A 21173-nucleotide genomic window follows, 5' to 3' on the forward strand; every position below is an offset into this window, starting at 1 on the left:
AAATTTAAATCGAAGCGGGAGACCGGTATGCAGACATCGCCTTACAAACAACAAGGGTTAACCTTTATTTCATTGGTTTTATTGTTGGGTTTGATCGCATTTTTTACCATGCTGGTGCTGAAAATCGGTCCCATCTATTTTAACCACAGCAAAGTGGTTAATGCGTTGGATGCGGTGGAGAACACTACCGATATTACCAGTAAATCCAGAGCGGAGATTCTGAGCAGTTTGATGAAACGCTTCGATATGAATTATGTCGAGTACGTAACGACGGATGACATCCACATACAGGCGCAGCCCGGCTATGTCAAAGTGGACATCGATTACGAGCGCGTCGAACCCATGATGGGCAATTTAAGTGTATTGGTTGAGTTTCATGAAGGATTTGAAGCTGGTGGGAAGTGATTAAAAAACCTGAAGAACTGGCCAGAAAGCTGGGGCTGACTTTTAGTCAGCCCCAATTGTTTAAAACCGCATTAACCCACCGTAGCGCCGGAGCCCATAATAACGAACGACTCGAATATCTCGGCGACTCGGTGCTGGGGTTTGTGGTGGCCGAAAGGTTGTTTTCGCAATTCCCCGGCGTGGGCGAAGGCGTGTTGAGCCGGTTGCGGGCCAGTCTGGTCAATCAGACGTCCCTGGCCGAATTGGCCAGGCAGCACAATTTGGGCGATTACTTGATTCTGGGTTCCGGAGAATTGAAAAGCGGCGGTTTTCGGCGCGATTCGATTCTGTCGGATGCCTTGGAAGCTATCATGGGCGCGATACTGCTGGACAGCGGCGTGGATGTTTGCCGGCAGTGGATCTTGAACTTATTTGCCGAAAAATTCGCCGGGATCAAGCTGGATAGTTGGAACAAAGATCCCAAAACCCGCTTGCAGGAATTGATGCAGGCCCGTAAAAAAGAACTGCCCGTTTACGAGTTGGTCGGCATGTCCGGTGCCGATCATGCGCAAACTTTCGAGGTTAAATGCAGTGTGCCGATTACCTCCGAATTCACGCATGGCGTTGGAATTTCCCGTAAGAAGGCCGAGCAGGCCGCCGCGGAAAGCATGTTAATTCTTTTAGAAGATCAGGACTAATGAACTGCGGATATGTCGCGTTAATCGGTAGGCCGAATGTCGGCAAGTCGACCTTGATGAACCATTTGCTGGGCCAGAAGCTCAGCATTACCTCCAGAAAACCTCAAACCACCCGGCACCGGATTCTGGGTATCAAAACCAGCGAAGCGGGTCAGGCTATCTTCATGGATACGCCGGGCATGCACAGCGACGAGAAAAGGGTCTTGAACCGCTATCTGAATAAAACCGCCGATAGCACCTTGCTGGGCGTGGACGTGGTGGTGTGGGTGTTGGACGGATTGTACTGGCACGAATACGACGAGCGGATTTTCAAAAAGCTGGAGGCCGCGGGCTTGCCGGTGATTCTGGTAGTCAACAAGATCGATAAGATCAAGGACAAGCAAACGGCAATGGCCTTTTTCGCCGAAGCCAAACAGAAGTATCCCTTTGAACAAATCGTGCCGGTTTCGGCGTTGAAAAGTACCAATCTGGATGTGTTGGAACAGCAGATCATGGCATTGTTGCCGGAAGCGGAGCCGATTTATCCCGAAGATCAAATCACCGACCGGCCGGAACGGTTTTTTGTCGCTGAAATCGTGCGGGAGAAGCTCACGCGCCGATTGGGCGACGAATTGCCCTACGCCATGACGGTGGAAATCGAGCTGTACGAAGAGCATCCCGATCTCTGTAAAATCTATGCCAATATCTGGGTAGAGCGCAGCAGCCAAAAAAGCATTGTGATCGGCAAGCAAGGCGAGATGCTGAAAAAAATCGGTACCGAGGCCCGGCTGGATATCGAAAAACTGATCGGTCAAAAAGTCTATCTGCAATTGTGGGTAAAAGTGAAAAAAGGCTGGTCGGATAACGAGCGCGCCCTGCACGGTTTGGGTTTTACCGATACCGAATAAACCATGAGAGAATCCGCTGTCTACCTGCAGCCGGCATTCATCTTACAGCACCGGCCTTATCGCGAAACCAGCCAGTTATTGGAGGTTTATACCCGCGATTTCGGCATCGTTTCCGTCTTGGCCAAAGGCGTCCGCCAGGAAAAATCGAAACTGGCGGGCGTGTTGTTGCCTTTTACCTTAATACAGATCTCCTATCTGGATAAAAACGAGCTAAAGCTCCTGACTAGGGCGGAATTTGTCCGCCATTACGCGCCGCAGCGGCTAGCCCTGTATTGCGGTTTTTATCTCAATGAACTGTTGCAGCGGTTTTTGTTTCGGCATGACCCGCACCCCGAATTATTTGCCGGCTATCAAACTTGTCTGGACGAATTGTGCAAAGGCTTGAACATTGAACAGACTTTACGCTATTTTGAGCTGGAAATACTGGAGGCATGCGGATATGGCGTGGAACTGGCCGTCGATCGAAACCAGCGGCCGGTCGATAGCCGTAGACGTTACAGCTTTCAGCCAAATGCCGGATTGGTCGAAGATGTCGGGGGCTGTATCAGCGGAGCCAGTCTACAAGCGCTAAGTATCAAAGCGCCGCTACCGGGAGCCGCATTAGCGGAGGCCAAACAGTTTTTGCGAACGATGTTGGACGCGCATTTGCAAGGCAAGCCATTGCAAAGCCGCGAGGTGCTGGCAAAGATGATTAAATATTTGTAGGCGAACGACGAAAGACCGGATTACATTTTATATAGCCATGTAGACATTAAACAGGTATGGAAAAACAAATTATTTTATTGGGTGTGAATATCGACCATGTGGCCACATTGCGCCAAGCCCGGGGTACCCGTTATCCGGAGCCTATCCAGGCCGCGCTGGTGGCCGAACAAGCCGGGGCCGATAGCATTACCGCGCATTTGCGGGAAGACCGGCGCCACATCCAGGACAGGGACATTTACCTATTGAAGGATATGCTGCACAGCAAATTGAATCTGGAGATGGCGGTTACCGACGCCATGATCGAGATTGCCCTGCGGGTCAAACCGCAAGCGTGTTGTCTGGTGCCGGAGCGCCGCGAGGAATTGACCACCGAAGGCGGCCTGGATGTGCTGGCCGCGCCGCGAAAAATGCGGGATGCTTGCCAATCTCTGGCGGCGGCGGGCGTGGAAGTATCGTTATTTATCGACCCCGAACTTGCACAGATCGATGCGGCTGTGGAAGCCGGGGCGCCGGTCATCGAGTTACATACCGGACGCTATGCGGATGCGCAAACGCCGGCCGAACAAATGCTGGAGTTGGAACGTATTCGGCACGCGGCGGAGCATGCTTTTCAGGCGGGTTTGCAGGTCAACGCCGGGCACGGCTTAACTGCGCTCAACGTGGCGCCGATATGCCGGATAGCGCCGATTAGGGAATTAAATATAGGGCATTCCATTATTGCTCAAGCGGTATTTTCGGGGCTGGCGCAAGCGGTGCGGGACCTGAAGCAGGTGATGCGGGAAGCGCGTTTGCACAGTTAAAAGATATGCAGACAGAACTGGAATTTTATCAATTGTCCGCGGTCGGCGACCGGGAAATCAACCAGGATTGCATGGCCCACCGGGTCTGCGCCGATTATGCGGTATTCGTGGTGGCGGACGGGCTGGGCGGGCATCAGGCGGGCGAGAAAGCGTCGCAGTTTTTTTGCCGCGGCCTGATCGAACAGGCTCAGGCATTTCAGAGTCGCATCATACGGCAGCCCGAACAAGGCGTGCGGGAATGGATAGCGGCGGCGGTCAACCGCATGCGGGAGTTGTTCGGCAATGATCCCTTTGCGGCCGATGCGCATACGACTGGCGCGATTTTGTATCTGGACGATACGCAGGTCGTTACCGCGCACTGCGGAGACTCGCGCATTTATCGCCTCAATCCCGCGCAAGTTCTTTGGCGGACTAAAGATCACTCCTTGACGCAGCAGCTATTTGACGAGGGTAAAATCAGCGAGTGGGAAATGGGTATACATCCGGAACAAAACAAGCTGACCCGCAGTATTAATGTGTTGAGCGCGCCCATGGTGGACATTCAGGTTTTCCCCGCCATGCAATCGGGGGAAACCTTTATTCTTTGCAGCGACGGTTTTTGGGAATGCATAAAAGAACAGGAATTTTTACAGTTGTCCCAGCCGGCCAGCGGTAAGAGCGAACTAAAGAAGATGGCGCAAATGACCATCTTGCGGGCACAGGGCAAGAGCGATAACTGTACCGTGCAGTGGGTGAGAAAACGCGTCATTACCCAGTGAGTGTCGGCCGATGCGCTGGGTTTCGGCTGGCGACCAACCAACGTTAAATAGTTACGAAAACGATAGGTTTTTTAGAAAAGTTGCGGAGCCTGTCTCCGCAAGCTCGGGACAGGTTTAATGAGTTGCCAAACCGTGTTTTTGGATGCGGTACAGCAAGGTATCTCTGGAAATGCCCAACAGGCGGGCTGATTTGCTGCGGTTGCCGTTGGTGCGGGCCAGGGCTTGATGGATCATGTTGGCTTCCAAGGCATCCAGTTGCAGGCCGGTTTCGGGTAATCTGAAGTCGGTCACCGTGGCTGTGCCGCCGGCGTTTTCCTTGCCGTGGGTGAATTCATGCGGCAGGTTTTCAGGTTCGATCACTCGGCCGGCCAGCAAGATACTCAGACGTTCGCACAAATTGCGTAATTCGCGGACATTGCCCGGCCATTTGTGGGTGCGAAGGGCTTTAAGGGCTTGTTTGCTGAAAGTGGGCGATTGTAGCGAATGGGCTTCGGAAAAGTGCGCGAAAAAATGTTTGGCCAAAATTTCGATATCTTCGCTGCGTTCGTGCAAGGCCGGCAATTCGAGCGGAACGACATTCAAGCGAAAATATAAGTCGCGGCGGAATTCGCCCGCTTCGATTTGTTTTGCCAAATCGGAGTTGGTGGCCGCAATCACGCGGACGTTGACGTGATAAGGCTTGGTGCCGCCGACCGGCAGGCATTCGCCGGATTCTAAAAAACGTAGCAGCTTGGACTGAATGGTTAGCGGTAGAGAGTTGATCTCGTCCAAAAACAGAGTGCCGCCATCCGCGGCTTGAAACAAGCCTTGTTTGTCGGAAGTGGCGCCGGTAAATGCGCCTTTTTTATGGCCGAAAATTTCGGATTCCACCAAGCCTTCGGGCAAGGCGGCGCAGTTGAGGGTGACGAAGGGTTTGTTGGCCCTGGGGCTGTCTTTTTGAATGGCGCTGGCCAGGACTTCCTTTCCCGTACCGGTTTCTCCTTTGATTAAAACCGTCACATCGGTCGCGGCCACCATGCGGGCGCTGCGTATCAATGCTTCCAGAGCAGGGGATTGACCAATAATAGAACTGAAATTATCCACTGTAAAAACCTCTCAAACGTCAGATGTGTTCAACACGCATCGGGTTAAGCCATGGGAAAACGGCCAGTAAGGCAAAAATAATAAATAAGATGCCCACTACTTGCTTGAAGCGCCTGGCTTTGGAAAGCCTGGCCAATAATGAGGTCATTATACCGACTCCAACCACGGCAGGTAAAGTGCCTAATCCAAAAGCCAGCATGGTCATGGAGCTGTGCACGACGTTGCCGGTGGTAGCCGCCAAGGCCAGGGCGGTATAAATCAGGCCGCAGGGCAGCCAGCCCCAGACCATGCCGAACAATATGGCTTGGGTGCGGGTTTTGACCGGGATCAACCGGCGTCCGAAGGGTTCTATCAATTTCCAAAAGCGCGAGCCTATTTTTTCGATATAGGCAAAACGGGGAAACCAGCCGCCGATATAAAGGCCCGCGCTGGCCATGATGGCGCCCGATGCCAGTTGCAAAATGCGGTGGGCCTGACCTTCCGTGAAGGGCAGGCTGAGAAAGCCGACTACCGCGCCGGCGATGGCATAACTGGCAATCCGGCCCAGGTTATAACTGAGGACGATGCTGAACAGTATGCGTTTGTTGTTTCTGAGTTCCTGGCTTAGGCTGTAGGTCAAGGTGCCTATGATGGAGCCGCACATGCCTATGCAATGCAAGCTGCTGAATAAGCCGATAAAAAACGCGGCCAGATAAGAGGCATTGAAATCTAAATAAAGGTGCATAACCGGGAAAATTTAAAAAAGGCTGTGGCCACGGCTCCGAATTATAAACGGATATTGGCTTTTAGGAATGGCGGCGCTACGTCAAAGGGGCCGGTGGGGGGACAGGTTTTCGCAACAAACCCGGTTCCGCCCCTGTTTTTTGGCCCGATACAGGGCGTCGTCGGCCGCTTGCATCAAACCGCTAAAGTGGTCGGCGGCGTTGGCAATGATGGTGCTGACGCCAACGGAAACGGTAACGTACGGCAGTTCGCTATTGTTGGCGTGATGGATCTTAAGATTTTCCACGGCAAGCCGATACTGTTCCGCGCGCATGACGGCGCCCATGTTGTCGGTATTAGGCAACAGAATCGCAAACTCCTCGCCGCCCAGCCGGGCAACCAAATCTTCGGGGCGTTGGGTATGGCTGACAAAGGCATTTGCCACCCGCCGTAAACATTCATCCCCCACGGGATGGCCGTATTGATCGTTAAACATCTTGAAATTATCGATATCCACGATCATCAGCGAAAGCGGGCTGGCGATGCGTTTGGCCTGATTGAATTGTCTTTCCAGGGCCGAGTCGAACGCGCGCCGATTCGGGATTTCGGTTAAGCCGTCCAGAGAGGCTAGCTTTTCCAACAGATCGGTCTTGGCTTTGAGTTGTATCTGGGTTTTTACCCGCGCCAGCACAATGGCCGGCGAAAAGGGCTTGGTGATGTAATCGCAACCGCCGATTTTAAATCCCTGCACTTCATCGGCTTCCGAGCGTTTGGCCGTTAAAAAAATGACCGGAATATTGCGCGTGCCATCATCGGATTTAAGCTGGTGGCAAATGTCGTAACCGTTAATGTCGTCCAGCATGATATCCAGCAAAATCAAATCAGGTTGTTGGCCGCGGGCGATATGCAATGCCAGTTGGCCGCTGGGAGCGACTTTTACCGAGTAATGCGGTTCGAGGATGTTTTTAATCAAATCGAGATTTTCCGGGCTGTCGTCGACTGCGAGAATGGTGTGATCGGTTTTATTGTCCATACCTATCTTTCCGGGAAATCTATAAGGGGTTTTACCGCCGCGGCGGCTTCTACAAATTGATATTGGGCTATTTGTTTGCGGATTGAAATTAACGCATCTATAAGCGAGGGTTCCTTAATGCCGGACAGGATGAAATCCAATTGCCGATCAGTGTCCGAATCGAAGTTCTGCAACTTATCCAGTAAAATACGCAATTGATGCCGGGTTTCGGTCGCTGAAAATCCCCGGTTATGTTTAAAATCCGGCTCCAGAGCAGGAATTGTGCTTTGTATGCTATTGATAATGCGGTTAAGCTCCTGAGTCGCCAAGCCGATGAGTTTGCTTGCGGCGGGTGTATTCTGAACGTTAGCGCCTTGCTCCGCAAGCGATTCCTCCAGCCGTTGTAAATGCCCTTGCAATGAGGCAGCGCCCAGAGAGCCCGCAAGGCCTTTAAGGGTGTGGACCAATTGCCGCGCCGCGGGCGGGTTTTTTGCCGTTAAGGCTTGCGATATTTCGCTCATGCTATCGGCATGGTTTTCCGCGAATTTTTGTAGGATTTTGCGGTAAACCGTTTTGTCTCCGGCGGTATGCCGCAAACCCAACCGGCTGTCGATGCCGTACAGGTAAGGGATGTCCTCCGTACTGTCGGACGCATTCGGGGCGTGGGTCTCTTCAATGTTTTTGGGTGTTATCCACTTGGTTAAAACAGCGTATAAGGTGCCCGGCAGAATCGGTTTGCCGATAAAGTCGTCCATGCCTGCTTCCAGGCATTTTTCGCGGTCGACATTCATGACATTCGCGGTCATGGCGATGACCGGCAGATTGGCGCAGTCCGGCTGTTTACGCAGGCTACGGGTGGTTTCATAGCCGTCCATCACCGGCATCTGCACATCCATCAACACGCAATCGTATTGGGTTTGTTTGAGTTTCAGCAGGGCAATTTCGCCGTTTTCGGCGGTATCCACCTGCAAATGGGCCTGGGTCAACAGTTCGATGGCGACAATGCGATTGACTTCGTTATCTTCGACCAACAGGATGCGGGCGCCGCGAATGCGGTGTAACTTGCGGGTGTCGATATCGGGGCGCCGGCGGGATTGGCGTAAGAGTTTAAGGTCCGTTAAGTCCAAGGTGACCGTAAAGCTGAAGCAGGAGCCGGCCCGCTCCCGGCTTTTAACGCTGATGCCGCCGCCCATTTGTTCCACCAATTGTTTGCTGATCGCCAAACCCAAACCGGTGCCGCCGTAGGTGCGGGTCACGCTGCTGTCGCCCTGGCTGAAGGCTTTAAATAATCGGGTTTGCTGTTGTTCGCTCATGCCGATGCCGGTGTCGCTGATGCTGAATTCCAGCGTAATATGCTCGTTTGTGCGTTCGAGTTCCGTGAAGGACACTTCAATTTGGCCGTGTTCGGTAAACTTGATGGCGTTACCGATCAGATTGATCAAGACTTGCCGCAGGCGCTGCGGATCGCCCACCACGGCATGGTAGTGTTGATCGATGGGGGGCCTGATTAATCCGAGCTGTTTGCGGCGGCATAACTCGGCCATGGTCGAAAAAACCTGGTCCAGCATTTCTTCCAGAATGAACGGGACTGCCTCGAGGCGGAGTTTGCCGGACTCCATTTTCGAAAAATCCAGAATATCGTCGATCAAATTCGTCAAGCCGTTGGCCGCGGTTTCGACGCGCTCCAGATAATCGCGCTGCTTGGAGGTGATATTGCTGTTCAAACACAATTCCACCAGTCCGACGATCGCGTTCATCGGCGTGCGTATTTCGTGGCTCATATTGGCGAGAAACTCGGATTTTACCTGAGTGGCTTTTTCCGCCTCCCGTTTGGCTTCCAGCAGGCGTTGTTCGGTGTTCAGACGTTCGGTGATGTCCTGCATGGTGCCTTGAATACCGTTGGCGTGATGGCGGCCGTCCCGAATCACTTTGCCGCGCTGATGCACATGGCGGATTTCGCCGTTATTTAAGACGATGCGGTGCTTGAAATCGACGATGTCGTTATTGTGGGTGTTTTGCAGAGCGGTCTTGAAAATATTTCTGTCGTCCGGATGCACCAACTGGGTCAGGAAGCTGGCAAAAGACGGGATGAAGCTGCTTCTGTGAGTGCCGGTAATGCGATACATTTCATCGGACCAGCTGAAATGGTTGTCGGACCAATGCCATTGCCAATCGCCTATATGCGAAATACTTTGCGCATCGACCAAACGCTGCTTTTGAATTTCCAACGCGTGGATGGCTTGGCTGCGTTCCAATTCGGAGGTGATTTGGGCGGCAAACAATTTCAGTATGTCTTCGGCAAATTGCAGATCCGGAATCGGATGGCGATACAGAGCCGCCACGAATCCGCGAATCCGGTGGCGGTCGTTTTGCAGCGGGATGCCGATAAAGCCTTGAATCCGATGGTCGGCCAGCCATTTGTCGTCGGGGAAATAGCGGTAAACCTCTTGTTTATGGCTACGGGCCGCGCCTGTTGATAGATGGGTGCAAACGCTGGAGTGCATGACGTAGGGAATGGGAGGGTCGGATTTGTTCAATGCGCAAAAGGATAGGATTTTGCAGTTGCCGTCCGCCGATGTTTCTCCGATCAGGGTGTAATCGGCCGCCAAGGTTTCCGCCGCCAACAGGGAGAAATTATCCAATATGGCATCGGTGGAGTTTTCCAGGGAGCCGGAGATAATGCTGCGAATGGCGCTGTTTTGCTGGCGTTGGCGGGTGATGTCCGTCACCAGGCCCTGATAGCCCGTCACCTGGTTCCGATCGTCGCGGCTAACGACTTTATGGTCTTGTACCCATTTGACGGTGCCCGCGGGGGTGACAATGCGGTAAGGCTGATGGGCTATGTCGGAACAGTTCGGATCGTTGCCGCAGGCGTCGATTTCCGCGCGGAACGCCGCCGCATCGTCGGGATGAACCAAATCCAGATAGCGCAGCTTGCCGGCCAGCGGATGCGTGTCGATGGAATCCAATAACTGCATGACATTGTCGGTGGCGAATTCGATGGGTAATCCTTCGCCGCAATGCCACTTCAACGCCACGGAAGGGCTTTGGCTGATGACTTGATAAGCGTCCCGCAGATTTTGTTCGAATTGTTTGCGGGCGGTGATGTTTTGATGCGTGCCGCATAAACGGGTAGGCTGGCTCGTGACCGGGTCCTGTTCCACCACCGAACCGGAGCCTTGTATCCATACCCAGTGGCCGTCCTTGTGCCGCATGCGGAATTCCACGACATAGGGTGTGCCGGATGCGATATGGGCCGATATGACATCCCCGACCCGGTTGAGGTCGTCGGGATGAATCCTATGCTTCCAGTCGTGGATATAGTTATCCAGTTCGTCCTGCCGTAAGCCCAGCATGTCCAGCCAGCGCTGATTGACCTCGTGTTTGCCGGTTATGTAGTCCCAGTCCCAATAGCCTAATTCGGCGCCGTCGATGACCAAGGCCAGTTGCCGCTCGATTTTTTTGCGGGCCGTGATATCGAAATGCAATTGCAGTAATTGGTCCGGCGCATTAGCCGGCAGGCCGCTTAGGGAAATTTGCTGCCAGCTTTGCCGTGGGAAGGCAAAGTCGGTCGCCGCCAATTCCCTACCGTCGGCTATATGCCGGCAAAGCAGGCAGTCTTGACCGGCGGTTTGCGGAGGATGAAATAAATCATGTACCGGTTGACCGATAAGGCTGGCGGGTGGCCTGTCGAGCAGCAGGGCAGCGGCGGGGTTGATGCCGCGAATGATACCTTGCCGGTCAACCACCATGGCCGGTTGCGGCAAGCGGGTAAAGCATATGCCGGTTTGGATGTGCGGCGCAACAGGCTGGCGGGTCAATTGGAGGCTGCCCCAGACGAGGCAAGCAAGCCCTGCTCCCGAGAGTGGCAGATGCAGCCAAATGGAATAAGCCATGCCGTTAACATGCTGGTAGGCGCCGACAGCCATTTCCGCCGCAAACAAGATGGCCGCGGCGATTAACGTTAAACTTGGGCGAGGAGCGCGGCGCGGCGCGGATTCAGGCGTCATTATGTTCCTAAATTGAAATAGCCGGTCAATGTTACCTTCCCGTCGGCGACAGAACAATCTACCGTGATGGGTATTTGTTAAGCCAAACGAATTTTATGCGCGGCCCCTGCTTGTTCCTTGACCAGTTTGGGTACCAGGTAACCGGGTAACTGTTCTTGCAGGCATTGCATCAATGCCAGCGCCCGCTGTGCGGGCACTTCAAAATGGCCTACCCCGGCGGCCCGGTCCAGGCAATGCAGGTAATAGGGCAAGACGCCAATGCTGAACAGCCTTTCATTTAAACGCAGCAAGCTTTGGCAGTCGTCGTTGACGCCTTTGAGCAATACGCTTTGATTCAGCAAGGTGACATTGCGCTGTTTCAGGCCGTTACAGGCGCGGGCCACGTCCGCGCTCAATTCGTTGGCATGATTGGCGTGCAGCACCAACACGACGGCCTGCGGCAGGTTAGAGAGGGTGTCCAGCAACTCTGGCGTGACGCGGGCCGGCAAGACTACCGGTATGCGGCTGTGAAGGCGGATGCGCCGAACGTGGGGAATGCCGGCAACAGCGTCCAACAAGGCCTTGAGCTTATCGTCATTCAGCAGCAACGGGTCGCCGCCGCTGAGTATGACTTCCTCGATTTCCGGACGGGCGCTTATATAGGCCAAGGCCTGCTGCAGTTTCGGTTTGGAAAGCTGCTGTTCCGCATAGGGGAAATGCCGGCGGAAACAGTAGCGGCAGTTGATGGCGCAGGCGCCTGTGCAAATCAATAACACCCGGCCCCGGTATTTGTGGATGACCCCGGCCGCGGCCGCGGCGTTTAAGTCGCCCACCGGATCATGGCTGTAACCGGGGTAGTGCGCCAACTCGTCTTGCAGGGGAAGCACCTGTCTTAATAAGGGGTCGGCGGGGTCGCCGGTTGCCATGCAATCGGCAAACCCTCGCGGTACCCGCAACGGAAATTCTTTGCAATGGGGCAGTAAGGGCAAGCTAGCGGGGTCGAGTTGCAGGTGCCGGCATAACTCCGCGACACTGGAAAAGGCCTCGGCAAGTTGGCGTTGCCAGAGAGGGGGCTGGGTATTCAATACGGCTCCGGTTTTTGAAAAATTAACAAGACGGGTTTCACCGCGCCGAGGGTTTGGCGACCATTCCCGCATGGCGCGGCAAAACAAAAATCCCTTACCGGGCGGCTATATTTGTTCTGGAGATTCGCCTTATCCATTATAATCGCCCGACTTATTTTTGTTTCACGAGGAAAAAATGGCGACTTATAGCACCAACGAGTTTAAAGGCGGTTTAAAAATCATGCTGGACAACGATCCTTGTTCCATCATCGAGAACGAGTTCGTCAAGCCCGGCAAGGGCCAAGCTTTTAACCGGGTCAAAATCCGTAACCTGAAAACCGGCCGCGTGATAGAACGCACCTTTAAATCCGGCGATACGGTGGAAAGCGCCGATGTCGTCGACGTGGAAATGCAATATTTGTATAACGACGGCGAATTCTGGCACTTTATGGTGCCGGATACCTACGAACAATACCAAGCCGATAAAAATGCCGTTGCCGATGCGGTTAAGTGGCTGAAAGAACAGGATATTTGCACCATGACGCTGTGGAACGACTCCCCGCTGTCCGTAACGCCGCCCAATTTCGTCGAACTGACCATCACCGAAACCGATCCGGGCCTGAAAGGGGATACCTCGGGCGGCGGCGGCAAACCGGCGACATTGGAGTCGGGCGCGGTGGTGCGCGTGCCGCTGTTTGTGCAAATCGGCGAGATGATCCGGGTCGATACCCGTACCGGCGAGTACGTATCCCGCGTTAAAGAATAGTGAAGCCTAGCTGGCGGCCGGTGGCGGATATTCGGCAATTGCGGCAACGCGCGCAATTGCTGGCCGCCATTCGCCGGTTTTTTGCCGAGCGCGAGGTACTGGAAGTGGAAACCCCGCTGCTGTGCCGCGCCACCGGCACCGATCCCAATCTGGATTTTTTTTCCAGTCGATTCCATAGTCCGCCAAATCCGCAAACCCTGTTTCTGCAAACCTCTCCCGAGTTTGCCATGAAGCGCTTGTTGGCCGCGGGCAGCGGCAGCATTTACCAAATTTGCAAAGCCTTTCGCAACGGCGAGGCCGGGCGCTTTCACAATCCGGAATTTACCATTTTGGAATGGTATCGGGTCGGTTTCACGCTGCAACAGTTGATGGACGAAGTCGCCGAATTGCTGCTCGGCCTGTTGGCGCCGAAGCTGCCGCACTTGTCGGTGAGGCGGATCGGCTATCAACAGCTATTCAAACGGCACACAGGCTTGGACGCCCTGTGTTTCAATCGGCAGGCCTACCGGGAATATGCCGTTGATTACCCCGAAGCCGATGGCATGTGCGGCGAGGATCACGCCTTGTGGCTGGATTTCTTGTTCAGCCATTGCGTACAAAACCGTATGCCGGAAGATACGATTTGTTTGGTGCACGGTTATCCGGCCATACAGTCGTCCCTGGCTCGCCTAAACTCTGATGATACGCGAGTGGCGGAGCGATTCGAGGTGTTTATTAACGGCATGGAACTGGGCAACGGTTTTTTCGAACTGTCCGACGCGGACGAGCAGGAGGCTCGTTTTGACCGGGAAATAGCTCGCCGCCGCCGGCAGGCGCTGCCGGACGTGGCGAAGGACCGGCTGTTTCTGGCCGCGCTACGATCGGGCCTGCCGGAGTGTAGCGGCGTGGCGATAGGTTTGGACCGGTTATTGATGATAGCCACGGGCTGCGAAGAGATTGCCGAGGTACTGGCTTTTCCGGTCGGCAATGCTTGACGGACGCGGCGCGCCTCGGGATGTTTCCCCAACTCAGCCTGCATTCGATTGCCTGTAGCCTTTTGCTTTTGGAGACTGTCGTAAAAGCCAAAATGTAGGTTGGGTTAGCGTAGCGTAACCCAACAAAATCAAAACGTTGGACTTTATTGCATTCAGCCCGACCTACCTTTTACGACAACCTCTTTTGGGGGGCGAACAAATCGCCTGCCTTTCATGCGGTCTTCAGTATAATCGCCGTTTACCATAACAATAATAAATGGGGAGTCTCATGTACGGTATCGACAGCTTTTTTGAAAACCAGTATCTACGCCTGCAAGCTCATCCGCGGTATCTACAACTTATGGCGCTGCCGGCCCCGCAACGTTGGGGGGCGATTGCCGGGCTGTTCCTGTTGAGCCAGATAGTGGTGTTCGGCGGTCTGTACATCATTTTCGATAAAGTGGTGGTCGTGGGGTTTCTGGCCAGCATTCTGGCCGGTTTGGCGACCGGTGTGGGAGCTTTGCCGGCCTTGTTTTTTAAGGATATTTCCACGCGTTTGTTTAACAGTATGTTGGGTGCGGCGGCAGGCGTGATGCTGGCGGCTACCGCGTTTTCCCTGTTGGTGCCCGGCATTGATTACGGCGAACAGATTTGGCCGGGCAAGGGGCTGCTGGTTGTGTCGGCGGGCATGGTCATAGGCGCTTTGTTTTTACATTTCGCCGACCAAAAATTGCCGCACCTGCACTTCGATACCGTGGCGGACGAGAGTTTGGATTCGCTGCAAAAGATCTCCCTGTTCATTATCGCCATCACGATTCATAATTTCCCGGAAGGCATGTCGGTCGGGGTGAGCTTCGGCACCGGTGATATGAAAAACGGCGTGGTGTTGGCGGTGGCGATAGCCTTGCAAAATCTGCCGGAGGGTCTGGCGGTCGCATTGCCCTTGGTCGGCTTGGGTTATAACAAATGGAAAGCTGTAGGCTTAGCCACTTTGACCGGCTTGGTAGAGCCGGTGGGCGGGCTGCTGGGCATTACCATGGTCACCGTGTTTTCTTCGGTGTTGCCCGTAGCCATGGGCTTTGCCGCCGGCGCCATGTTGTTTGTCATCAGCGAAGAAATTATCCCGGAGACTCACTCCAAGGGCCGTTCGCGTATCGCGACTTTTTCATTGATGCTGGGTTTTATCGTCATGATGATGCTGGACAAAATCTTGGGATGAAGTCCACATAATCAGCGAAAGGTAAAAGACAAAATGCCGACGACGACTACCTTAAGCCTGCCAGCTTATTTCTTTTGCCTATGGACGCCTCAACTCAAATCATTACGTATGTTCAAAATATCGATTTTCCGCAACTGGCCGCGACTTCGGCCACCAGTTTTGCCTTAATCGCGGCGGCGGAGATAGGCGATAAAAGCCAGCTGGTGTGCATGACCCTGGCATCCCGGCACCGCGCCGCACCGGTGATCTGGGGCGCGATAGCGGCCTTTGCCCTGTTAAATACTTTGGCGGTGGTTTTTGGCGCCGCCATGGCAAGCTGGCTGCCGGATTATCTGGTGGCCGCGGCGGTGGCGCTATTATTTGCCGGTTTCGGTGCTCATGCCTTACTGAATCATGGGGACGATGGAGATGAGGACGAAGTGGTGGAAAAAAGCGGGCACGGTATTTTTTTTACCACCTTTCTGCTCATTACCTTGGCGGAATTTGGCGATAAAACCCAGCTGGCGGTTGTGGCCTTGAGCAGTACCGCCGTTCCCGCCGCCGTTTGGCTGGGGGCCACTTTGGCGCTTACCTTTACCTCGGGGCTGGGCGTGTGGGCCGGCCGTACCGTGCTGCAGCGCATGCCGTTGAATTTCCTGCATAAAGTCAGCGGGATAATTTTTATCCTGTTGGCGGCGGTGGCAGCCTATCAAGCCTATACGGCTGTCCGGCCGACCGACTGGCTGCCGGTGTTTTAACAGCCTAACGAGCCGGAGCGATCGGTATGGTTCTTCCGCATTATACAAGGCAGGATGTTTTCAGCATGCTGCTGATAGCGGCGGGGTATGCGTTGCTGGGGAAGCTGGTACTGAATTATTTTTCCGCCGCCGGCAACGTTACCCTGGTGTGGTTTCCCGGCGGCATGGCCCTGGCGATTTTACTGTTAAAAGGACTGAAATTTTGGCCGGGTGTATTTGTGGGCGCCTTTGCCGCCGGTTTGCTGGTCAAAAACGCCTACGGGCTGTGTCTATTTATTGCCTTGGGCAATACCTTGGAGTCGGTAACGGCCGCCTGGTTACTTAAGCGGATTCCCTCATTTTTCCTACAATTAAGACGGCCGCTCGATTTGGCGTGGCTGACCGGTGCCGGTCTGGGCTGTTCCCTGATCAGCGGCGTCATGGGCCCCGGCGCGTTATGGCTGGACGGCGTGTTCTCAGGCCAAGCCGTGCCAAGCGTCATGTTCCATTGGTGGATGGCGGACGTATTCGGCATTATTTCGACCACGCCGTTTATATTGATTTGGCGTTATTGGCCGGCCGATTGGTTTATTAAAGACCGCCTGCCGGAAACCTTGGGGTTTCTTGTCCTCAGTTTGTCGATAACACTGGCGGTGTTTCTGGATGTTTTTAAGGAGCAGATAGGCGAACTGCCGCATGGTTACTGGATGTTTGCCGTCATGTTTTGGGGGGGCATGCGTTTCGGCCGCCATGGCGTGCAATTGGTAGCGGCTTTCACGGCAGTTACTGCGTTGATGGGGGCTGCGCGGGGGGTGGGGTATTTTGCCGACGATTTCGAAAAATCCGGGATGTGGAATTACTGGCTGTTTCAAACGCTGTTTTCCTGGATTGGTACCGTGTTGGCGTTAACCTTGCACAATGAGCGCCAAGCCCATGCCAAATTATTCGCCAGCGAACACCGGTTGCAAGCCATTATCGACGCCTCGCCGGTCGCTTACGCCTTAAATGACGACCGGCACAACATCACGTTGCTTAATCCGGCGTTTATCGCAACCTTTGGTTACACCCTGGCGGATATCCCCTCGTTAGCGGACTGGTGGCCTAAGGCCTATCCCGATCCCGGCTACCGGCAATGGGTGAAAACCACATGGCGGCAACGGCTGCGGCAGGCCAAGGAAACCGGCCAACCCTTTCAGCCGTTTGAGGTGGATATTCGGTGCAAAAATGACGACGTCAAGCATGTTCTGGTCGGCGCCGGGCCGTTGGAAGGCGTATATTCCGGCGAGCATTTAATCACGTTATTGGACATGACCGAGCAGGCCAGAGCTAGCCGGGCGCTGTCGAATTCTAATATTTTATTGCAATCCATTTTGGAAACCTTGCCGTTGCGGGTGTTCTGGAAAGATACCAAGTCGCGGTATCTGGGCGCCAACCGCCTGTTTGCCCAGGATGCGGGGATGGCTTCCGTGGCCGACCTATTAGGTAAAAACGACCATGAATTGCAATGGTGGGAACAGGCCGCTGTTTACCAACAGGACGATCGGCAAATCATGCAGTCCGGCGCCGGCCGATTGAATGCCGAAGAGCTGAAAACCATGCCCGACGGGGAAAAGATCTGGTTGAATACCTTCAAACTGCCGTTGCGTAATAGCGACAACCAAATTATCGGCATTGTCGGTGCGTATGAAGACATTAGCATGCGCAAGCGGATCGAAGACCAGCTGTTATGGCGCTCCACATTTTTGGAAACCTTGTTGGAATGCTCGCCCGACGGGATTCTGGCGGTGGATAAAGAAGGGCGCAAATTGTTGCAAAACCAGCGGGTGGCGGACTTATGGAGCATTCCGGCGGAGGTGGCAAACCACCCCGACGATGCCGTGCAAGTGGAGTTCGTTAAAAATAAACTCGGCAATCCGGCCGAATTTTTGGAAAAAGTGACTTATCTGTATGCCCATCCGGACATCGTCTGCCGCGATGTCATCGAACTGCGGGACGGCATCATCCTGGAACGGTATTCCGCTCCGGTCAAGGACAGGCTGGGCAATTACTACGGCCGCATCTGGCAATTCACCGATATCACCCCCTTCCGGCGGGCCCAGAAAGATTTGCAATTCAAGGAGTATTACCAGCGCGCCCTATTGGACAATTTTCCATTTTTGGTTTGGATTAAAGACCGGCAAAGCCGCTATTTGGCGGTAAACCGGGTATTCGCCGAAGCTTGCGGCATTGGTATCGGCGATGTGGCCGGTAAGACGGATTTCGATATTTTTCCGGCCCGCTTGGCGAGGATTTTTCTGGCGGAAGATGAACGGGTCATGCGGGATGGCCGGCCGAGAAGTATTGAAACGGACCTGAAGATATTGGCCGAGGCCGCTTGGCTGGAGGTTTTTCAAGCGCCTTTACTGGATAAGCAGGGGCAAGTATTGGGTACGGTCGGGTTTGCCCGCGATATCAGTCAAAATAAAGCCGCGGAGGAGGCTTTAAAGCTGGCCGACCTGGTGTTTGAACATAGCGGCGGGGCCATACTGGTTGCCGATGCCGATAACAAAATTGTGCATGTAAATTCGGCATTTACCAAACTCACCGGTTTTAGCCGCGAGGATGTACTGGGTAAGAACCCGAAAATTTTGGCGTCGGGCGAGCACGATGCTGACTTTTACCGCGCGATGTGGCAAAGCCTTAACCAGACGGGCAGCTGGCGGGGAACCGTAAAAAACCGCCGCAAGGATGGCGAAGGTTACAGCGAAGGCATCGCCATCCATACCCTTTTCGACAGTCGAGGCCGGCCGATTCGGCGCGTGGCGTTTTTTTTCGATATTGCCCAACACCAGGATGCGGAAGAACAAGTTTGGCGCCAAGCCAATTTCGACCCGTTAACCGGGTTGCCTAATCGGCATTTGGCGCGCAGGCGATTGGGAGAGGAGATTAAACAGGCTCATCGCACTCGGCAGCGCCTGGCTTTGCTGATCATCGACCTGGATCGGTTCAAGGAAATCAACGATACCTTGGGACATGAACTGGGGGATGAGCTGTTGCAGCAAGCCGCCAAGCGGCTGGTTGCCTCCGTGCGCGACTCCGATACCGTGGGCCGGTTGGGCGGGGATGAGTTTGTCGTGATTTTGAATGGCCTGGAAAGCGCCGGCGGCCCCGAGCCGGTGGCCCAAAAACTGCTGGAGCAATTAAGCCGGCCGTTTACCTTGCAGAATGAACCCGTGTACGTTTCGGCCAGTTTGGGCATTACCTTGTACCCGGACGATGGGCAGGAGCTGAGCCAGTTGCTGAGAAATGCCGACCAGGCCATGTATGCGGCCAAGGCCAAGGGCAGAAATTGCTACAGTTTTTTTACCCCGTCCATGCAGGCCGAGTTGAGCGCGCGGGCGGCAATGGTAAACGATTTGCGCGGCGCCCTTGCCAGACAGGAATTCGCGCTGGTTTACCAGCCTATCGTGGAGCTCGCCACCCGGCGCGTGTATAAAGCCGAGGCCCTGCTGCGTTGGCGTCACCCTTTGCGCGGCTTGATCAGCCCGGCCGATTTTGTGCCTTTGGCCGAACAAACCGGCCTGATTAATGAAATCGGCGATTGGGTGTTCCATGTCGCCGTGGCGCAGGCGAACCATTGGCGGCAAATACTGCATCCGGATTTTCAAGTCGGCATCAACAAGTCGCCGATGCAGTTTTTGGACCTTCGCCATGACCCGGCCGATTGGATTCGTTATTTGCAAGACCACGATGCGCTGGGTCAGTCCGTGGTGGTGGAGATTACCGAGGGGTTATTACTGGAAGCCAATAACAGAACGGCCGAACATTTATTGGTGTTCCGCGACGCCGGCATTCAAGTTGCCATAGACGATTTCGGCACCGGCTATTCTTCTCTGTCGTATTTAAAGAAATTCGATATCGATTATTTGAAAATCGACCAATCCTTCGTGCGCAATCTGAGTCCGGAATCCAGCGATTTCGTGTTATGCGAGGCCATCATTGTGATGGCGCATAAATTGGGTTTAAAAGTCATTGCGGAAGGGGTGGAAACCCAAGCGCAATGCGATTTATTGACGTCGATAGGCTGCGATTTCGCGCAGGGCTACCTGTTTTCCAAGCCCCTGACCGCGGAGAAGTTTGAAGAGCAATTTAAAAGTGAGAACGGCTAAACGGACGCCGGTTGCCCGGAAGGTAGAGACGCGCTCCGCGTTTCTACCTTAGTCCATCCAGGACAGCTATTGCGCGCCGACCGGAATAATCTCCACCGAATCGGACGTCAGGCTCAAGCTATAGTGTCCCCGCAATAAACCCTGCAGTTCCCGTCCCGCCATGTTGTAGCGCCAGCCGTGCAGCAGCGGGCAGTCAGGGTCGCCGAAAACCAGTTGTTCCAGTTCCTTGCGCGTGGCCAGTATCACCGGATTAAGCGAGTTCTGCTCGGCGCGGATACGCACGACTGCGCTCAACACATCCATAACGGCTTCATGCTGTTGGGTCTTTTTACCGGTCCTGTCTTTTTCGGTTAAAGGTTTGGGCGGACGTTGACGGGCGGCGTCGATTAGCTCGCAGAGGGTTTTACCGTAACGGTTGACGCTGCGCTCGTTGATGTTTCTGATTTTGCCCAGATCGCTCAAATCGACGGGTTGCAGTTTGGCCAGTTCCAGCAGCATATCGTCCGGGAATAACCAATTACGCGGTTTGTTTTCGGTTTGGGCGGTCTGCTCCCGCCATTCGCACAAGCTTTGTAAAATAGACAGCTGCCGGCCGGTGAGTTTGTTTTTGCCGCGGATTTTCAGCCAGGCGTTTTCCGGCGACAGTTGATACAGTTCCGGATCGTTCAATAAGGCAAAATCGCTTTTCAGCCAGTCCAAGCGTCCCAGTTTTTCCAGCTGTTCGCACATCGTCGTGTAGATTTTGCACAAATAAATCACATCGTCGGCCGCGTATTGAATCTGATCCTCGCTGAGCGGACGTTGCGTCCAGTCGGTGCGGGTGTGGGCCTTGTTCAGATTGATGTTCAAAAAACTGGAAACCAGCATGGCGTAGCCGGGGTTTTCCTGAAAACCCAATAAGGGCGCCGCGATTTGGGTATCGAAAATAGGGCCGGGAATGCGGCCGGTAATCTGAAAGAAAATTTCCAGATCCTGGCGGCAGGAATGCAGCACCTTGACGATGGCAGGGTCATAGATGGCCGCGAATAACGGCGACAGATCGGCAATAGCCAGCGGGTCGACGCAAGCCACCCAGCCGGGCGCGGCAATTTGCAGCAAGCAAAATTTAGGGTAATAGGTTTTTTCGCGCAGAAATTCGGTATCCAGGGCAATCCAGGGTTCTTGTTGAATTTGTTCGCATAAAAGAGGTAGTTGTTCGGGGTGGTCGATGTATTGAATAGTCATGAGGCCTGATAGGGAAAGGGCTTTTAATCAGTTGGCCGGCTATTTTACTCTGCCGGGGGGGAATA

At 54.1% G+C, this 21173-nt stretch carries 17 protein-coding genes; 11 read left to right on the forward strand and 6 right to left on the reverse strand.

Annotated features, from left to right (window positions below; genetic code table 11):
• The first annotated feature begins 27 nt into the window (after nt 1-27).
• The 6 genes from NP596_RS02695 to NP596_RS02720 are packed head-to-tail and all read left to right on the forward strand — an operon-like array spanning nt 28 to nt 4232.
• The gene (locus tag NP596_RS02695; RefSeq protein ID WP_256613672.1) at nt 28-405 is read left to right on the forward strand and encodes a DUF4845 domain-containing protein; all 378 of its coding nucleotides are present in this window, start codon (nt 28-30) and stop codon (nt 403-405) included.
• Complete coding sequence (gene rnc / locus NP596_RS02700; protein WP_256613673.1) at nt 402-1082, forward strand: ribonuclease III; 681 nt, start codon at nt 402-404, stop codon at nt 1080-1082. The genes NP596_RS02695 and rnc overlap by 4 nt, the downstream gene beginning before the upstream one ends.
• A complete protein-coding gene (gene era, locus NP596_RS02705) occupies nt 1082-1969 on the forward strand; it encodes a GTPase Era (protein WP_256613674.1) in 888 nt (295 codons plus the stop codon). Before rnc ends, era begins: the two co-directional genes overlap by 1 nt.
• Before the next feature lie 3 nt (nt 1970-1972).
• Nucleotides 1973-2674: a DNA repair protein RecO gene (gene recO, locus NP596_RS02710; RefSeq protein WP_256613675.1), complete on the forward strand. Its 702-nt coding sequence runs from the start codon at nt 1973-1975 to the stop codon at nt 2672-2674.
• A 56-nt stretch (nt 2675-2730) separates the two neighbouring features.
• On the forward strand, nt 2731-3474 hold the full coding sequence (gene pdxJ / locus NP596_RS02715; protein WP_256613676.1) for a pyridoxine 5'-phosphate synthase: 744 nt from the start codon (nt 2731-2733) through the stop codon (nt 3472-3474).
• 5 nt (nt 3475-3479) lie between these two features.
• A complete protein-coding gene (locus NP596_RS02720; protein ID WP_256613677.1) occupies nt 3480-4232 on the forward strand; it encodes a PP2C family protein-serine/threonine phosphatase in 753 nt (250 codons plus the stop codon).
• A gap of 114 nt (nt 4233-4346) precedes the next feature.
• On the opposite strand, the gene NP596_RS02725 is transcribed toward NP596_RS02720, so the two are convergent.
• From NP596_RS02725 to epmB, 5 genes are all read right to left on the reverse strand, one after another.
• Nucleotides 4347-5315, reverse strand: a complete 969-nt coding sequence (locus NP596_RS02725) for a sigma-54 interaction domain-containing protein (RefSeq protein WP_256613678.1) — start codon at nt 5313-5315, stop codon at nt 4347-4349.
• Between the two features lie 19 nt (nt 5316-5334).
• Nucleotides 5335-6039 (reverse strand): sulfite exporter TauE/SafE family protein, encoded by a 705-nt coding sequence (locus NP596_RS02730; RefSeq protein WP_256613679.1) that lies wholly within the window; start codon nt 6037-6039, stop codon nt 5335-5337.
• Between the two features lie 81 nt (nt 6040-6120).
• A complete protein-coding gene (locus tag NP596_RS02735; protein WP_256613680.1) occupies nt 6121-7050 on the reverse strand; it encodes a diguanylate cyclase in 930 nt (309 codons plus the stop codon).
• 2 nt (nt 7051-7052) lie between these two features.
• Entirely contained in the window at nt 7053-11039 is a 3987-nt protein-coding gene (locus NP596_RS02740; protein ID WP_256613681.1) for a PAS domain-containing protein, read from the reverse strand.
• A 77-nt stretch (nt 11040-11116) separates the two neighbouring features.
• Entirely contained in the window at nt 11117-12103 is a 987-nt protein-coding gene (gene epmB / locus NP596_RS02745; protein ID WP_256613682.1) for an EF-P beta-lysylation protein EpmB, read from the reverse strand.
• Between the two features lie 175 nt (nt 12104-12278).
• Between epmB and efp the strand changes: the two genes are divergently transcribed.
• The 5 genes from efp (at nt 12279) to NP596_RS02770 (ending at nt 19884) form a co-directional block, all read left to right on the forward strand.
• Nucleotides 12279-12848, forward strand: a complete 570-nt coding sequence (efp, locus tag NP596_RS02750; protein ID WP_256613683.1) for an elongation factor P — start codon at nt 12279-12281, stop codon at nt 12846-12848.
• Nucleotides 12848-13822 carry an EF-P lysine aminoacylase EpmA gene (gene epmA / locus NP596_RS02755; protein ID WP_256613685.1) on the forward strand — a complete coding sequence of 325 codons (975 nt, stop codon included), beginning with the start codon at nt 12848-12850 and terminating at the stop codon, nt 13820-13822. Before efp ends, epmA begins: the two co-directional genes overlap by 1 nt.
• Nucleotides 13823-14078: 256 nt before the next feature.
• A complete protein-coding gene (locus tag NP596_RS02760; protein ID WP_504129565.1) occupies nt 14079-15020 on the forward strand; it encodes a ZIP family metal transporter in 942 nt (313 codons plus the stop codon).
• 80 nt (nt 15021-15100) lie between these two features.
• Nucleotides 15101-15757: a TMEM165/GDT1 family protein gene (locus NP596_RS02765; protein ID WP_256613686.1), complete on the forward strand. Its 657-nt coding sequence runs from the start codon at nt 15101-15103 to the stop codon at nt 15755-15757.
• A 26-nt stretch (nt 15758-15783) separates the two neighbouring features.
• Entirely contained in the window at nt 15784-19884 is a 4101-nt protein-coding gene (locus tag NP596_RS02770; RefSeq protein ID WP_256613687.1) for an EAL domain-containing protein, read from the forward strand.
• 66 nt (nt 19885-19950) lie between these two features.
• On the opposite strand, the gene rnd is transcribed toward NP596_RS02770, so the two are convergent.
• Nucleotides 19951-21108, reverse strand: coding sequence for a ribonuclease D (gene rnd / locus NP596_RS02775; RefSeq protein WP_256613688.1), 1158 nt, complete (start codon nt 21106-21108; stop codon nt 19951-19953).
• Nucleotides 21109-21173 lie beyond the last annotated feature (65 nt).

This window comes from Methylomonas rivi, assembly GCF_024505165.1.
Classification (GTDB): Bacteria; Pseudomonadota; Gammaproteobacteria; order Methylococcales; family Methylomonadaceae; genus Methylomonas; species Methylomonas rivi.

Excerpts from the sequence above, each read along its gene's own strand:
- pdxJ (WP_256613676.1), top strand. The coding sequence starts at position 2,731 with ATGGAAAAACAAATTATTTTATTGGGTGTGAATATCGACCATGTGGCC.
- efp (WP_256613683.1), top strand. The coding sequence starts at position 12,279 with ATGGCGACTTATAGCACCAACGAGTTTAAAGGCGGTTTAAAAATCATG.
- NP596_RS02765 (WP_256613686.1), top strand. The coding sequence starts at position 15,101 with ATGGACGCCTCAACTCAAATCATTACGTATGTTCAAAATATCGATTTT.
- NP596_RS02720 (WP_256613677.1), top strand. The coding sequence starts at position 3,480 with ATGCAGACAGAACTGGAATTTTATCAATTGTCCGCGGTCGGCGACCGG.
- NP596_RS02730 (WP_256613679.1), bottom strand. The coding sequence starts at position 6,039 with ATGCACCTTTATTTAGATTTCAATGCCTCTTATCTGGCCGCGTTTTTT.
- era (WP_256613674.1), top strand. The coding sequence starts at position 1,082 with ATGAACTGCGGATATGTCGCGTTAATCGGTAGGCCGAATGTCGGCAAG.
- NP596_RS02740 (WP_256613681.1), bottom strand. The coding sequence starts at position 11,039 with ATGACGCCTGAATCCGCGCCGCGCCGCGCTCCTCGCCCAAGTTTAACG.
- NP596_RS02695 (WP_256613672.1), top strand. The coding sequence starts at position 28 with ATGCAGACATCGCCTTACAAACAACAAGGGTTAACCTTTATTTCATTG.
- NP596_RS02760 (WP_504129565.1), top strand. The coding sequence starts at position 14,079 with ATGGGGAGTCTCATGTACGGTATCGACAGCTTTTTTGAAAACCAGTAT.
- recO (WP_256613675.1), top strand. The coding sequence starts at position 1,973 with ATGAGAGAATCCGCTGTCTACCTGCAGCCGGCATTCATCTTACAGCAC.
- NP596_RS02770 (WP_256613687.1), top strand. The coding sequence starts at position 15,784 with ATGGTTCTTCCGCATTATACAAGGCAGGATGTTTTCAGCATGCTGCTG.
- rnd (WP_256613688.1), bottom strand. The coding sequence starts at position 21,108 with ATGACTATTCAATACATCGACCACCCCGAACAACTACCTCTTTTATGC.
- NP596_RS02735 (WP_256613680.1), bottom strand. The coding sequence starts at position 7,050 with ATGGACAATAAAACCGATCACACCATTCTCGCAGTCGACGACAGCCCG.